Source organism: Pseudoalteromonas luteoviolacea (genome assembly GCF_001696455.1).
Taxonomy (GTDB): Bacteria; Pseudomonadota; Gammaproteobacteria; order Enterobacterales; family Alteromonadaceae; genus Pseudoalteromonas; species Pseudoalteromonas luteoviolacea_C.
Map to the genome: position 1 here is coordinate 690,393 of NZ_MAUJ01000001.1, position 15,128 is coordinate 705,520.

The 15,128-nt window shown below is 44.2% G+C and carries 9 protein-coding genes; all 9 read left to right on the forward strand.

The features are described from left to right. Positions 1-71 precede the first annotated feature (71 nt). Positions 72-518 carry a phage tail protein gene (locus A7985_RS02930; RefSeq protein WP_039609825.1) on the forward strand — a complete coding sequence of 149 codons (447 nt, stop codon included), beginning with the start codon at positions 72-74 and terminating at the stop codon, positions 516-518. Between the two features lie 48 nt (positions 519-566). Further along, on the forward strand, positions 567-1,028 hold the full coding sequence (locus tag A7985_RS02935) for a phage tail protein (protein WP_065788928.1): 462 nt from the start codon (positions 567-569) through the stop codon (positions 1,026-1,028). 17 nt (positions 1,029-1,045) lie between these two features. Beyond that, complete coding sequence (locus tag A7985_RS02940) at positions 1,046-1,279, forward strand: hypothetical protein (protein WP_065788929.1); 234 nt, start codon at positions 1,046-1,048, stop codon at positions 1,277-1,279. Between the two features lie 2 nt (positions 1,280-1,281). Further along, a complete protein-coding gene (locus tag A7985_RS02945) occupies positions 1,282-2,019 on the forward strand; it encodes a CIS tube protein (protein WP_065788930.1) in 738 nt (245 codons plus the stop codon). A 1-nt stretch (position 2,020) separates the two neighbouring features. Continuing rightward, positions 2,021-3,610, forward strand: a complete 1,590-nt coding sequence (locus A7985_RS02950; protein WP_065788931.1) for a phage baseplate assembly protein V — start codon at positions 2,021-2,023, stop codon at positions 3,608-3,610. A gap of 13 nt (positions 3,611-3,623) precedes the next feature. Beyond that, complete coding sequence (locus tag A7985_RS02955; protein ID WP_065788932.1) at positions 3,624-4,025, forward strand: GPW/gp25 family protein; 402 nt, start codon at positions 3,624-3,626, stop codon at positions 4,023-4,025. Between the two features lie 160 nt (positions 4,026-4,185). Then, a complete protein-coding gene (locus A7985_RS02960) occupies positions 4,186-7,374 on the forward strand; it encodes a hypothetical protein (RefSeq protein ID WP_065788933.1) in 3,189 nt (1,062 codons plus the stop codon). A 100-nt stretch (positions 7,375-7,474) separates the two neighbouring features. Then, a complete protein-coding gene (locus tag A7985_RS02965; RefSeq protein WP_065788934.1) occupies positions 7,475-10,147 on the forward strand; it encodes a hypothetical protein in 2,673 nt (890 codons plus the stop codon). Further along, positions 10,144-15,126, forward strand: coding sequence for a hypothetical protein (locus A7985_RS02970; protein ID WP_065788935.1), 4,983 nt, complete (start codon positions 10,144-10,146; stop codon positions 15,124-15,126). Before A7985_RS02965 ends, A7985_RS02970 begins: the two co-directional genes overlap by 4 nt. Positions 15,127-15,128 lie beyond the last annotated feature (2 nt).

Genomic DNA, 15,128 nt, shown 5'->3' on the forward strand with positions numbered 1-15,128 from the left:
TGAGCAGCCAAATAGACACCTATTTTTCACTACAGCATAGCTGTAATTACAGTATTTTTTGGAGTTAATAAATGGCTACTACTAAAGCAGATATCGCAGCAGAATATCCAATTCCGGTCTATCGATTTGTTGTCAGTTTTGGCGAAGAAAGCATTCCTTTTTCAGAGGTTTCTGGCCTAGATATTGGTGTTGAAACTATCACTTACAAAGATGGCTATGGCAAAAAGCATATGCCTGGGCAACCAACTGACGTGAACATTACGTTAAAGCGTGGCCTTGTTAAGCAAAAGAGCCAGTTCTACGATTGGATTTCTTCTATCAGCTTAAACCTTGTTGATAAAAAGGACATCACAATTTCACTCACCAATGAAGATCGTTCTCAGCCTCTCGTTACTTGGAAAGTAATCAATGCATTTCCTAAGAAGTTGACGGCACCGAGCATCAATGGCGGCTCAAATGAAGCGAGTGTTGAGTCACTAGAAATGATGGCTGACGATATCAAGATCGAATTCCATTAATTTTATTCTCTTTTTTAGGGCACGAGAGTGCCCATTTAGGTGTGAAATATGTTTCAAGATCCTAGAACACCAATGGTTGGGTATCGTTTTCTTGTCAGTATTGTTACAGCCGGCATACCTAACCCCGTTGATATTCTTTTTAAAGATGTCAGTGGACTGAAAATGGCTAGGAGCATCGAATATACCAACAATCGTGTAAGTGTTGCGAATGCAAAGCAGGCCAGAGCCTTAACTCTAAAAAGAGGGGTTTTCCAAGGTGGCAGCTTATTGATGCTACAAAACTTGGTATTTGGCGATGCTTGGAGTACCTATTTGGTTAAGAACGATATCTTAGTCACGATATTAGACGATAACTTTTTGCCTGCTCAAGCATGGCTCGTTCAAAATGCATTTTTGGAAAGTTGGGAGTGGGAAGGTGTTGATGCCAGCCGAAATGACGTTTTAATTGAGTCACTTAGCTTTAGCTATCGGGACCTCATTGCGGTGCCAATTCCAGGCTTACCTTCATAACAAGGAGTAAGCAACATATGGAAATAAAGTGTAATCAAGTGCATGTCAAAGCACGTATTCGAGCGGACCAACCAAGTGATGCGACCGCTGACAATACAAACGGCTCTTCTCAACAGATACCTGCAATCGAAAAACACAGTAACGCGCTAGGCCGTTATGAAGTTCAGGAGTTGCTTTGTCAATTGGAAGCCGATTTAAAGCGCCATATTGAATTTAGGTTTGCAAAGTTTGGTAAAGAAAAAAGGCCCTGACTATGAATAAATCAAGCGGTATTAACGCAAGTGGTTTGCCACTTTGCAAAGTGACATTCTATAAAAAAATTGAACGAGGCGATGGTAACAAGTTAGGTGAACTCACGTTGCCTTATGACCCAAAATCTTTAAACGTGACGCATCAGAATCATTTGGTAGAGTCAAAGATCATTGGCTCAGAAAGTGGGTCTGCGCGTTATCAGAAGTCACCAACCTCGATTCTGACTATTAAATTCCTATTGGACGATACCATCATTGAAACGCCCGGTCAGCTCGCGATGGGAGAGAGTGGAGAGACAGAGACCGAAGACAGCATTCAACAATTGTTGAAGTACGGTCTTGCAGTACAAGGTGAAACTCATTTGCCCGCTTTTGTGACCATCATGCCTTTGAACATGGTGTTAAATCACGGTGCTGATGGGGGTTTTCACGGTATGCTCAATGACATCAATGTGATCAGTGAACTGGTCAATGGTAAAGGCAACCGTGTCAAAGCGCAGGTTGTTTGTAATGTATCAGAGTGTCTGTCGAACAAAGAAATTAAACTTAGAACCGGAAAAAGCTCACCAGATTTAACCCATGTACTCCAACATAAAGCTGGAGATAGTGTGATAGCCCAAGTGACTTCAATTTACGGTGAACCTGACTACGTACATCAGGTGGCAAGTGTGAATAAATTGGCTTCAATTCGCAGCGCTGACGTGGGAGCTGAAATTATTTACCCGCCTTTGGAGCGCTGATATGGATATACGTTACACCATTTTAGTCGACGGCAGTGAAAAAAAACTGGAAGTGGGTGTCAAAGAGATAGTCGCTCGCCGAGGGGTGAATCAGATCCCTGAGCTATCGATTATTTTCGCTGATGGTGATATGGCAGAAGAAACTTTCTCGCTGTCTCTGTCAAAAGACTTTCCACCGGGCAAGTCAATAGAGGTGAAAGCAGGCTTTGGTGATGCGGCGCAAATAACCGTTTTTTCTGGTGTGATCACTGGCGGTAAAATTGGCTATTGTTGCGAGCCATTTGTAGAAGTTGAAGCCAAAGGGGAGGCAAATAAGCTTTGTCAATCGAGGATCAGCAAACTATACAAACCAGACTCCACAGACACAGATATTCTAAATGATTTGTTGACGCCGTGTGCAGGAAAAAAGACGGTCGCAGACAGTAAAATCAAACATTATCAATACCTCATGGTTGAGAAAAAGCCATGGGAAGTACTAATGAATCGAATCTTGACCAATGGCTTTGTTTTTTACGAAGAAGAAGGCGGAATTAACATTGTCGATTTGACTAAGCATACACCAAGTGCCACAGAGTTTAATGTCGCCATGGACGGGTGTACTGAGTTTGAGCTCTGTATAGATAACAGCTCCTATGCGAAAAAAGTCGATCACAGTGCATGGGATATTAAAACTCAAGCGATGCTTGTCGAAAACCATGACTCAGGTGAAAAAAAGGACGGTGCGACCGCTGACATTGTTATCAAGTCTCAAGCGCCAATAGACAAAGTGGAGTTGGCGGCAAAAGCCAAAGCTGAGCAAACCTATCGCCTCTGGGATACTCAACAAGGTCGTATTCAAGTAGATATGTCAGTAGCTGAGTCATTGCATAACGTTAAGTTGTTAGAAGCCATCACCGTATCAGGTGCTGGTGAGAGCAATAAAGCGGATTATATGATCAGCGAGATCCATCATCACCTTTCTAATCAGGGATGGTTTTGTGAGTTCACTTTGGGCTTGTCCTTGGTCAATAGTGGTTGGTCGCAGTGGGAAACTTTGGAGCCAACCCCAGTTGTGGTAGGTAAAGTCGCAGAGTTTAAAGATGATAAAGAAAAACTGCATCGGATCCCACTCACTTTACATAGCCTGACGACAGAACCTATTTGGGCTCGGCTACTAACACCTTACGTGGGGGTAGAAGAAGGGCTGTTTTTACCGCCAGATCAAGATACTGAAGTGATAGTGGACTTCATCGGTGGTGATGCAAGATTTCCGGTCATTGTGGGGGCTGTTCACAACCCCGTTGCTAAGCCCCCTCTGGGTGGATATAAAAAAGAATATGATGTCCGAGGGTTAGTATTTAAAGAGCAGGCCATGGGTTTGAAATTTACCTTTAAAAAACCACACATCATCATGGAAGGCAGTAAGGACCACTCTATTTCACTGGGTGAAAGCTCAGGTTATAGCTTATCGCAAAAAGACAAAGCGGGCATGACGGCAAAGACTGATGTCGTGATCAAAACCCCGGATGATAGTCAAATCAAGATGGATAAATCCATCACCATCGAAAGTAAAAAAGTCGCAGTCGTGACAGACAAAATGGAAATAGGATAAAGAGGGTTTATATATGGACCAATCATTTCTTGGACGAGGGTGGGGTTTTCCACCGCAATTTGCCAGCCCAGATGCTGGGCCTGAAATGGCCGAAGGAGAAGAGCTTGTGAAGCAGGCGATCTCTACTGCTTTAAATACGCTAAAAGGTGAGCGACCATTTTGGTCTGAACTTGGTTCTGGGTTATCAAACTTTGTGTTTGAGGATGCCAGTGAAGCCGCGCTTGTTACCTTAAAGCAAGAAATTTCAGCGGTGCTGCTTAATCACGAGCCTAGAATTATATTAGAAGACATTTCGTTTGATCCACAAGAGCTCTACGATGGAGTATTACTCATTGAGTTGACCTATTTGATCCGCAAGACGAATAGCCGCAGCAATATGGTATTTCCATTTTATCTATCTGAACAGTCTGTCTAACTGCTTTTGCTCGTGGTCCTCCCACACTGAGCAATACCTTTACTTTTTTATCTTTTGCATTGTTGCAATCTGCACGAACGCCGTAATACATAGCAGCCAACTTTTGTTGGTACGTGTGGTTACGTTTATGTGTTCGTTTTCGAATTTATAAGGTAATCACATGACTTCTAAGTCTCGTAGTCTTTCACACATTACCCATTATCAAACAGGGTTGAGCCAAACTGGGCGCATCATACCCGAGCTCTCAAGTGGGTTTTACGAAATAGAGCCACGCTCGATTGAGCAATGGCTAAGCTACCTTGCTAAGGTGGCCGAACAAACAAACTTCATTGGTACAGATACTTGGCGTCCAGTACAAACATGGTACAAAATTCTACCTGATGCAGAAAAATTTGCCGACCTGAGTACATTTGTGTTAACTGGCAATGCTGATGAACTAACGGCCAAGATAGCAGAGCGTCCAGATTTAGCGCTGCTTCTGACTTTTGTTGATTTACTGTCTCACACACAAAGTCAGTTTAATGAGTTTATTGAGCGTCACTTGAATCACTATTATCGCGATGTTCTGGGCTTTGAGCCCTTGGCAGCAGAGCCTGACGCCGCGCATATTTTGATTGCTTTAAATGAAGTCGACTCAATAACTTTGCAATCTGGAACTGAGTTCGATGGCGGCAAGGATGAAGAGGGTAACGACCTGACTTATCTCTCGACTGAGCCATGTGCCATTAATCGTGCCGTGGTTGATAATGTCACAACGGTAAACAAGCTTATCACCAGCTCAGGCCTAGACATTTGTCGCCATGTCCTCATTGACAGCGAGCAGGGCACTGAGTTGGAATCCAGTGCGATGACGTTTGGTGACGACAAAGTCATTGAGTCAGATCCTGAAGTAGAAATTGGCTTCAAAGTAGCATCACAAGACCTGTTCCTATCTAGCGGAAAACGTATTATTTCAATGCGATTTTCCAGTGATGAGTTTGGGGAAAGCCCGCTGGATTTAACTGCTTGGTTAGAGAGCTTTGATGTATGGGTCAGTACCGAAGATGGCCCTATTCTATTATCAGCAGAGCAGCTAACGCTTAATTCTGAAAACAGTGAAATTCACATCACAATTGATGAGCTGTTCGCGCCAATAGCACCAGTAAAAGATGGTTTTATTGGACGGGATAAAGTGTTGCCTTATGTGGCGTTTGTGCTCAAGAAGTCTAAGTATCAAGGTCTTTACAGCATAGATTTAAACAAGCGTGAAAAATTATTAGCGTCTCTTACTTTAAACGAAGTGCAAGAAGTGCGACTTAATGTATTAGTCGTAGGTGCGAATGGCTTAATAGGAAATAATGGCATTGGCTTTTTAGATATGGCTAAACCATTTGAGCCTTTCGGGTTCGCACCTCAACTTGCCGAAAAGTTTGAATTTACGCACCCAGAGTTACTGTGCAAACGTATAACCAGAGCAAGCGTTGAGCTAAATTGGGTAGGGCGACCGGATGATTTTGATGAGTACTACAAAACCTACCTAAACTACCAAAGCGTGATCGCTTCAGCTCAAGGTGCCAAGAAGTCTGAAGCAACACCTATATGGCCAGTCAACCAAGTTCAGATTTCTCAGTCGGATGAAACTTACGGTGACGCACACCACAAAATAACCGCAGACCTATTTTATAACGACGATCTTTGGGACAGCTCAGAGGTTCAAGTTTCACAGCAAAAAAACTTACCTAGTAATGAAAATAATATTGCCACAAATCGGCTCGCTTTCACCTTCGACGATGACAATGGTGCCCGGGACTATTTGACGCTACCCTTTAATCTGACGCAAGCGAAAGAGTGGCCTAAATGGTACACATTTGAACTGTCTAATCAGGACTTTGGACATCCATACCATTTAAAAGTTGCTGAGTATTACGCATACCAAAACAGCATTAATTTAACCAAGTGGGACCCAACTGATGGGGACTTTATGCCTGTTCAGGTACCGGAACCTTATACCCCGTTACTTGATTCAATTAAACTCAACTATTACAGCCAAAGTATTTCTCGTGCCCAACGAGATGTTATTGGTAATTCAATTTGGATTGAGCACATATCGCCAATCGGCAGGCAATTACAGTTACTTGAAGATCAGAACAGTCTGCACCTGTTACCGCAAATTGACGATTTAGGCTATTTATACATTGCGCTAGGCTCGATGGTGACACCAGGTCAATGCAGCGTGCTATTTCAATTAGAAGCTGTTGATGGTTATAACTTTGTAGAGCAGCCGGACTTTAAATGGGAGTATTACAATCAAGGGAAGTGGCATCACTTTAGCCGGGAAGACTCTCAGGGAACGGGTGGTGAAGGCCGTATTTTGCAAGACAACACCTATGACTTGTTAGACTCAGGGATCATCGTTTTTTCGTTACCTGAATTTGATCTAACCGATCAATTTAATCAAGACGGCAAAGTTTGGGTTCGCGCGGCCATTGATACTTCGATGCTTTCAAGTGATTACACCCATCCAATATACTCTAAGCTAAAGGGGGTTTACTCGCAGGCTGTAAAAGTCACTCTGGGTTCAACAGGACACCCTGAGTCTCACTATTTGAAGCCTCTTCCCGCACAGAGTATTTCGAAGCTGGTAACAACAGATCCGCTCATATCCTCCGTCGAACAACCTTTTGATAGTTTCGGTGCACGTGTTAAAGAAGATGATAGCCGCATTAACTTGCGTGTGAGTGAACGCCTGAGACATAGAGATCGGTTACTAACAGGTTGGGACTTCGAACACCATACACTGCAAACTTTTCCTGAATTGCATACGGTTCGGGCATATAAGACGAGTGACGGGGTGAACATGATGGTGATCCCACTCAACCATGATACTGAGTTGTTACAGCCCAAAGTACCTAGATATTTAATGCGTCAGATCCAGGACGAAGTTGAATTGCGTTCAGTACCTAATTTAGACATCACGGTTGTTGACCCAATTTATGTAGAAGTCCAACTAGAGATCATTATTCAAATCGATCCTCGTTTTGATATCCAAACAACGGTGATAGAGCTGAACGATTTAGTTGTTGATACGCTGACACCTTGGAATAAGAGCGATGAGAAACTATCTCATACCATCTATTTGGCGGATGTAGCGCAAGCCTTAGAAATGCACCAAGCGGTAAAAATGGTGCAAGTTATTCGTGGTAAACGCCTAGATGACAACATTCGTCAATATGCACAGGTGTGCCCTCAGAGTATGGACGAAATTTTGGTGCCAAGCCGTAATCACAAGATATCACTGACTAACGTGGCAGGCGATGTTTTTGAAGGCATCGGGAAGTGGAAAATTCAACATAACTTTGTGGTGCAGTAAGCACGCAACTGAATACAGTCTCTAAACACCCATATATGCGTTCACAGATATGAACGCACTCCGTCTATTCAAATATTGACCAAATTCCCAGAGGAAAAACATGGAACCCAATGCACTGAAAATTGCTTCAGATGCTTCGTTGCATCCCGGGCAAGACCTAACTAGGTTACGCCAGCAAGGGATAGCGCAGCTGCAAAAGTTGGCACCTGAAACTTGGAGTGATCACAACGTTTTTGACCCTGGCATTACTTTGCTGGAAGTACTCGCCTATGTGCTATCTGATTTAAGTTACAAATTAAGTTACCCCGTGGCAGATCTGCTTGAGGTCGATCCACAAAGTGATGGCGCACCAGATCAGTTTTTAACGTCTGACGCGGTCATGTTTAGCCACTGTGTCACTCTGGCTGACTATCGACGATTGTTTTTAGATATTCCGATTATTAAAAACTTAGACATTCAAACCAGCGATAAGACGAAAAACGGTGAAACTTGCTTTGATTTAATGGTGCAACTTTATAACTATGAACCAGAGCAAGTAGTACAGGTGCAAAACCGTATTCATCATGTGTTCTCTCAAGCGCGGTGTGTGACACACCAATTGGGTGATATCGCTTTTTATAACCCTGCTGATGTTAAGCTTGGCATGAAAATGGTGCTTGAAAACACAAATAGCATCGTTGACGCTTTGGTTGATATTTTGGCTAAAGTTGCATTAGAAATCTCCCCCACGGTCAAACGATACAGCGCAACAGAGTTGTTTAACATGGGGATGTATGTGCAGGATATTTATCAAGGGCCGCGGCTTAATAATGGTTACATTTTAGATAGCGACCTCGAAAATACGCCCATTAAAAAGTACTTATATAGCTCCGATATTCTTGATGTATTACGCCAACACCAAAACATCAAACAAATCGAGGAGTTTAGGTTTATTACTGAAGGTGGTGCTCAACCTGGTTATGAATATTGGCAAGTTGAAGTTGCTGAGTTAGATCCTACCAAGAACAACTTGGCGCCACAGCTCGGATTCTCAAGTGACGCTTTCTTTGAAGGACTGTCGTTAGTCATTGAAGGTCAAGACTATCATTTGAGTGAGCAAGAAATCGCGCAAATAAAGTTGGGCATCGCTGCGAAGTTGAGTGAAGAATCGGGGGGTCTAGAACAGAGCTTTGCACAAAGCGAAGGGCAATATGTACATTTGAGCCGCTATGACTCATTGCAGCATGAGCTACCTAAGACCTATGCGGTTACTGAGCAAATGCTCAACCGTGAAATAGACTCCGCACAAAAAGCGCAATTATTACAATTTAAGGGTTATCTGCATCTTTTTGACCAGCTGCTAGCGGATCAGCATAAACAAATCGATATATTGCCGCATGTGCTGGCCTTACCTCAACAGCAAAGCTTTGAATTCTTAGGCATGGTCTTAGACTGTATGTTAGCCAGTGAAGCCATTTCTGAGTCGGTGCTGCACAAGTTTTGGCAACGCGCAATTTCATTGCCACATACACAGTTGAGTCAAGCAGTTACGGGCATAAGTGGGGTTAACCACCTGATTAGGGTCGCCATGCCTAGCTATCTCGAGCAAGGTTTACAACAGCAATTAGAAATAGATTTTTCAATTGCGCAGCTAACTCGGTTAAATGACAGCGCGGCACACCTTTTAGCTCGGTTTGCAATTAAACTGCCCAATGCCAATCTGTTGAAATATCGCGAAGCATTTAGCTTTTACATGAGTGCACTCTCTGGGTGCGAATTGGACCCAAGTCATGAAGAAGATTTATTAACGCGTTTAGTATTGCTACGCCAGTATATTGATAAATGTCGACTACTCAATGAAATTGGCACACTAGGTCACAATCGTTGCCGCGGCTTTAACTATTTATCTAAAAGTCCAAAAACCGCACACTTGTCCAGTCTAAGCCAACTTGTTATGCGCAACTTAGGCTTTTCTCACCAAGGGCAAATGCCACTCGCAACACACAACCGAGAAAGCTTCTACTTGCTAGAGGGAGATCTCATTAGCGAGCAACAAAGTGAAACCTTGTTTTTTGTGCTGCCTAATTGGACAACGCGACTGAACAATGAAAATTTCCAGCGCCTAGTCGAGAGCCAAATTGTGCAACACGTCCCATTGCATATGACAGTGCGTTGTGTATGGCTGCAACGTGAACAAATGAGTTTGTTTGAGCGGCTTTACTACGGTTGGTTAAACTTCTACGGGCAGGCACAAAGAGAGCGGTTTTGCGAAGGGCAAGCGCACATCGCTAACGTCGCGACAGACATTGGTGAATTGTTGGAATTGATACTGTTGGACAGTGGCAGAGTTATCGAGCTGATTATCGAGTATGTTCTGGCCAAGCCGCAAGGCGGCGAAGTACTCGAAACATACCTGCTGCAAATACTACAAGGTTATGCATCGGCAGAGTTACCCGATGATTTAGAACTAAATGGCGATTCGTATCAAGCCATTATGGATCAGATCACAGAGGTTATCTCGACGCATTCCGAACTGTATCCGCAAGGCTTCAATGCACAGCAAGTGATCTACCTTGCAACGCAATTGTGTATCGACCATATCTGTACGCCGAATGCATTTACACAACCAAATAGCAACACGCGATTCACCGTAGGCTATTCGCCGTTGGCTTACCTCAAGCCTATTTTGCCGGTGTCTTTTTCTCAAATTAACTCAAATACAGCGGTAGTTTCGAAATTCATCGTCGCTACTAGCGTGCCAAATCGAATAGATCCTGAAGGAAACGAAGAATGAACAAAGTCAGTGACCAAGAAATTGTAGCCGAGTGCGACTCAACATCTGTGATTGCCAAAAGCAGTCGGGCTGAATTGATTGATAAATTTGACGATCTTAAAACGCCAACGGGCGATGATTTTGAATCCCTGATCCGCTCCGGGTTTAATCAAATTGACGATCCGATAGCTGTCACTCAAGATGGCGATGAGCAAGAAATCTCTGTGACGTCTGCTCTATCAGTGAGCCCAGATGGAGAAACAGAGCAATTCAGAGTCGATGATTCTGCGGTAACGGTGGATCATACACTACATGTTTCTCCAGATGGTGGCGAGGTAAAAGCGCTAAAGGTTGAAGCTGATACATTGACAATGTATGACAAGGTAAAGGTCGACAGCGATGCAAACGACTTGCTACAAGTGAGTGGCAATATAAAGTCAACCGGTGAACTTAAATCACAATCAGCCAATGTGAGTGAACGCGTAACGGCGGGTGAGCTCAGCGTGAAAAAAGGCACGACTCAGGCACTTGAGGCGGGGTTAGATGCAGATAATCAGCCCTACGTGACAACGTCAGGCACGCTGAGGGCAAAAGAATCTGTCATTGCAGAAAAAGATATTCAGGCAGATTCTTTGAATGTCTCAGGTGAGGCCGAACTGGGTGGCGTGACCACTGCACATCAGCTAACTGTTGCAGAAAAAACCATGCTACAAGGTGAGTTGTTCGCAGCTAGACAGTCAATTTTCGAGTCGCATGTAGAAGTGCCAAAACTCGGTGTTGGGCTTGATGAGCAAAGTACGACTGCGAAATTACATATTGGTAAGCGCTCAACAGATACGAGTGATTTGCTGCGAGTCGACGACCTCAACCAAGATGCCACGCCATTTATTATTAACCCTGAAGGCCGAGTGGGTGTAGGTACTGCGACGCCCGATGAGAGTTTCCATGTCACCAATAGAGTATTGGTTGGCAAAAATAAAGACGAAGCACACATCCTGTTAGGTAATAATGGCAACGCTTCTTTTACTGGAGAAGTGGAGATTGGAGAGTCTCTAGATGTCGCGGGCAGCGCAGTATTTAACGCAAATGCACATGTGGAAACGGCCCTTTCAGTGGGCGCTCAAGCGCCGACGGCAAAGCTAGATGTACAAAGTAATCAGGGAGATATTCTTAACCTTGGCAACACTAATGACTCGTTGATCAAAGTCACAAATGCGCCTTTAGTAGGTGAACAACCCGTCAATATTTGGGCAAACACGCAAGTTTCTGAAAGCCTGAATGTGGGTGAAAAAGTGACTGCAAATCGCGCTGAGATTGAAATGGCTTTGAACGCCGGTGATACTCATCTGGATTCATTGGATGTCGCTGAAAACACTACTGTACTTGGACAGACTCGCACGCGTCAATTACAAGTTGGTGAGCAACCTAATGTACCAGTTCAAAGCGATGCTGGTGCGATTATTAATACAACTTTAGATGTAAAAGCACACGCTGACTTTACATCAATTGATGCAAAAGATGTCATTGAATCTGATGCGCACGTTATTTCGCCAGACATGATAGCGAAACAAGCGCTCACTGTCGGTGAAAATACAATTTCAGAAGAAGCGACGCTTACCATTAAAGGCACTGCTGCTGAAACCCCGGCACTTCTTGTCAAAGATAAAGATGGCAATCATTTAGTACGAGTGAAACATGGTCAGGCTGTTATGGGAAGCTCGGACTCTGCACTTTCTCTTGATGTCAAAGGTGATGTAAATACGCCGCTACTTGAAATAACAGAGCATGCTAAGGTTAAGCAAGCAGATTTCAGCGAGCATGTGGTTATTGCAAAGCACAATCTACAAAGTGATTGGACTACGGATGCGAAGCTATCTGTTCTAGCGCACAATGAGCAATCTCAAAGTGTTGATATCAGTTATTTTGATGGTCTTAATACAACTTCATTAATCCATGCTAAAGCGAAAAATATTGGCTTTTTCCAAACTAACCCGCTGGCACAATTTCACGTGGGTGAGGCGGCGCGCTTTGATAAAGACGTCAACGTGTTAACAGGGCTCTATGTTGCGACTGAAAATAGCGAGTTCGGCGGATTCAGTGCAGGGCTTTCGCAGACTATGGTGGGGACATCGCAAAAGTCAGCAGATTTCAGTGTATATGGTAATACGGATTTGCACGGCGCATTCTCAATTGTAGAAAACGAACACATTTCGGTTAATTTCTCCGCGAGCCAATTGACGCTCACTCAGCAGGCAGAAACGCCCATTTTCAAAGTAACGAATAGTGCAGGTGATGCTGAACTGAATGCGGCGCCTGGTCAACTCGCCATTAACCAAATGCTACCTAGCAATGAGGTTAACTTGGCAGTGACAGGTCGTGCCGATATTACTGGTCTGTTGAATGTCAGTAATCACGGTGATGCACTGACCGTTGATGGCAGAACAAAATTAATGGGTCATGCAACGCTTAAAGATGGCCTAGCAGTGAGTGTGACAAATAACACCGGTGATGCGCAACGTGCTGCATTACAAGTGTCTGGTGAGTCGGTGCTGGATGGCGAACTGACTGTGACACAAAAAGCCACGCTTGAACACGATTTGCTCGTGCGGGGCAATACGACCATCAGTTCAAACTTAGAAGTTGGACGCTCGGTTATTATTGAAGAAGATCTGAATGTTCACGGAGAGCATTATGCTGCTGGGAGCGTTGAGATTCAGGGCACAGAAGGTAGGGATGCACTGACAGTAAATAATGACGTGAGCTTTAGAGCCAATTTAGATGTTGCTGGCAATTTGTCGCTTGTTCCTTATCAGGCAAGTGCGCGATTACATATCAGTGAAAAAGACTTACAAGCGATACGTGTCGATGACCCTGCGGGCAATGTGCAACTGGTTGTAAGCCGAGGTTATTTAGGCCTTGGTATGGAAAGACCAGAATTCATGCTAGATGTTGCAGAAGATGCGCGATTTAGAAAGGACTTAGCAATTCAAGGCCGCCTCGAGATAGATGACAGCCTACATGTGAACGAATACGCGAGCTTTAGAAGTAATGTAAATGTTTATGGTACATCAGAGCTGCTTGGTGAAACGCGCATTGGTGTAGCGATGCATGCGTCTGACGAAGAAGAAATGAAAATTCTGCGCAGCGCCCAGCTTAGCCTTGAACAAAATCATTTCGAACACGCTTTCGCGGTTTATCACAAAGGCGCAAATCCGATTGTATTCCAAGATGGTAGAGTGGGGATCCGAAATGATAGTCCTGAAGCTGAGCTGGATATTGTAGGCGATGTTAAAGTTGAAGGTGATATTGAGCTAAACGGCGTACTTCGAGGCACAGGTCAACTCGAATGTTTGGACGGCGCAAAGATCCTTGGCGATGTAGAACTGCGTTCAGACTTAACAGTTTATGATGATGCGCTATTTAAAGACACAGTAACTATTGAAGGTCAAACGACTATTGAGCGCAAGTTAACGCTTGAGAGTGATGCTGTGTTTGCCAAAAGTCTAAATTTGGGCGGTGAGTTCACCACCCTTGGCAATGCGTATTTCAAGGAAGCCGTTCACTTAGATAAAGATGCGACAATTCGCGGAAGTCTAATCGTTGAAGGTTTAGAGCCCCAATCTCAGGTTGCATTGAAGCCTGCTGTAAATATGCTTAATACGCTTTCTGTTCAAGGCACAGCCAAGTTTAGCGATATGGTGAGAGCGCAGAAGCTAGATGTACAGCATAAAGTCTCTGTGGGCGATGCCCATACCGAAATTGCAATGTTGGCTGTTAACACCAGCGAAGGAGAGAATGCCCTTGATATCGGTGTGAGAGGCAATTCTGAACTGGTATTAGATGGTAACGCAAACCTAGGTTTAGGGTGTGCTCAGCCGCAACACAAGCTAGACGTACAAGGTGATGTGCGTGTTGCTGAGCAGTTGAAGGTAGAAGGCGAGCTTATCCTCGAAAACCAACTTCATCTGGATCAAGGCGCACAAATTGTTGGCGATTGCTCTGTACAAGGTGAATTGTCACCGACAACATTGAAAATGCCTTCAGGTCCATGCATTGAGGCGACATCAGCGGATATTGAACTCGGTGGTGATACGCCGTCTGATCATGTAATTGCAACGCAAGCTGCGGTTAAAGCATACGTGGATGAACATGCATGGCGATTTGGTCGCGGCAAGAAGGTCGTCGCTGTCCACAACCAAGATGAGTTCGATGCGGTCTTTAGTCGTGAAAACTTAAACAACATGACTATTTTGTTATTCCCTCACAATGGTCACAGACAAGTCTCTCGTGCTTATAAACTTAAAAACTCAGTCCAGGTTGGTTCTAACCTGAGTATCATCGGGTTTAATGAGCGTGAAACCCGTATCGTCAAAGCGCATGTGGGTTGTCGTTTTATTGTACGTGGTGACCGCGATGCCCCAGTGAAACATGTATCCATGCAAGGCTTTACTTTTGATGGGGCAATTCATGAAGTATCTCGTGAAATGAGCATGTATGAGGGCAATGGCGGTGCGTTTAATCTTCGCTATGCGGACCAAATTGAACTTAACTGCGTTATCGAAAATCACTGTGTTAGTGGTGATGGTGGGGCCATTTATGGTGAAGATGCAACGAACATTGAGGCCAAGCACATTCGTAATTGTCGTGCGGGGCGTCAAGGTGGTGCAGCATATGGCCTACGTTACGCCAAAATAGAAGCTCAGCACTGCCAAGCAGAGCGCGGTGGTGCAGTCGCACACTGTGATGAAAGCGAAGTATTGGCGATGAATAATGTGGCTCAATTACATGGTGGTGGCGCTTACAAGTGTCAGAACTTAATCTGTACAGGCTTTTGGCGTCGTAATACTGCTCAAAAAGGCGAGGGTGACCATATATACAGCGCCGGGTGTTATCACCTCGAAGAGCAAGAGGAGCATAAAGGCGACTTCCTTTGGCATGCCGTGTTCTTAGACAGACCAATGAATGATTCTCGCTATTTCTGGCGCAACGACCACGTGTAATT

What these genes read in the sequence shown, in the direction of transcription:
- A7985_RS02950 (WP_065788931.1), top strand. Translation starts at nt 2,021, where the DNA reads ATGGATATACGTTACACCATTTTAGTCGACGGCAGTGAAAAAAAACTG.
- A7985_RS02930 (WP_039609825.1), top strand. Translation starts at nt 72, where the DNA reads ATGGCTACTACTAAAGCAGATATCGCAGCAGAATATCCAATTCCGGTC.
- A7985_RS02935 (WP_065788928.1), top strand. Translation starts at nt 567, where the DNA reads ATGTTTCAAGATCCTAGAACACCAATGGTTGGGTATCGTTTTCTTGTC.
- A7985_RS02965 (WP_065788934.1), top strand. Translation starts at nt 7,475, where the DNA reads ATGGAACCCAATGCACTGAAAATTGCTTCAGATGCTTCGTTGCATCCC.
- A7985_RS02955 (WP_065788932.1), top strand. Translation starts at nt 3,624, where the DNA reads ATGGACCAATCATTTCTTGGACGAGGGTGGGGTTTTCCACCGCAATTT.
- A7985_RS02960 (WP_065788933.1), top strand. Translation starts at nt 4,186, where the DNA reads ATGACTTCTAAGTCTCGTAGTCTTTCACACATTACCCATTATCAAACA.
- A7985_RS02970 (WP_065788935.1), top strand. Translation starts at nt 10,144, where the DNA reads ATGAACAAAGTCAGTGACCAAGAAATTGTAGCCGAGTGCGACTCAACA.
- A7985_RS02945 (WP_065788930.1), top strand. Translation starts at nt 1,282, where the DNA reads ATGAATAAATCAAGCGGTATTAACGCAAGTGGTTTGCCACTTTGCAAA.
- A7985_RS02940 (WP_065788929.1), top strand. Translation starts at nt 1,046, where the DNA reads ATGGAAATAAAGTGTAATCAAGTGCATGTCAAAGCACGTATTCGAGCG.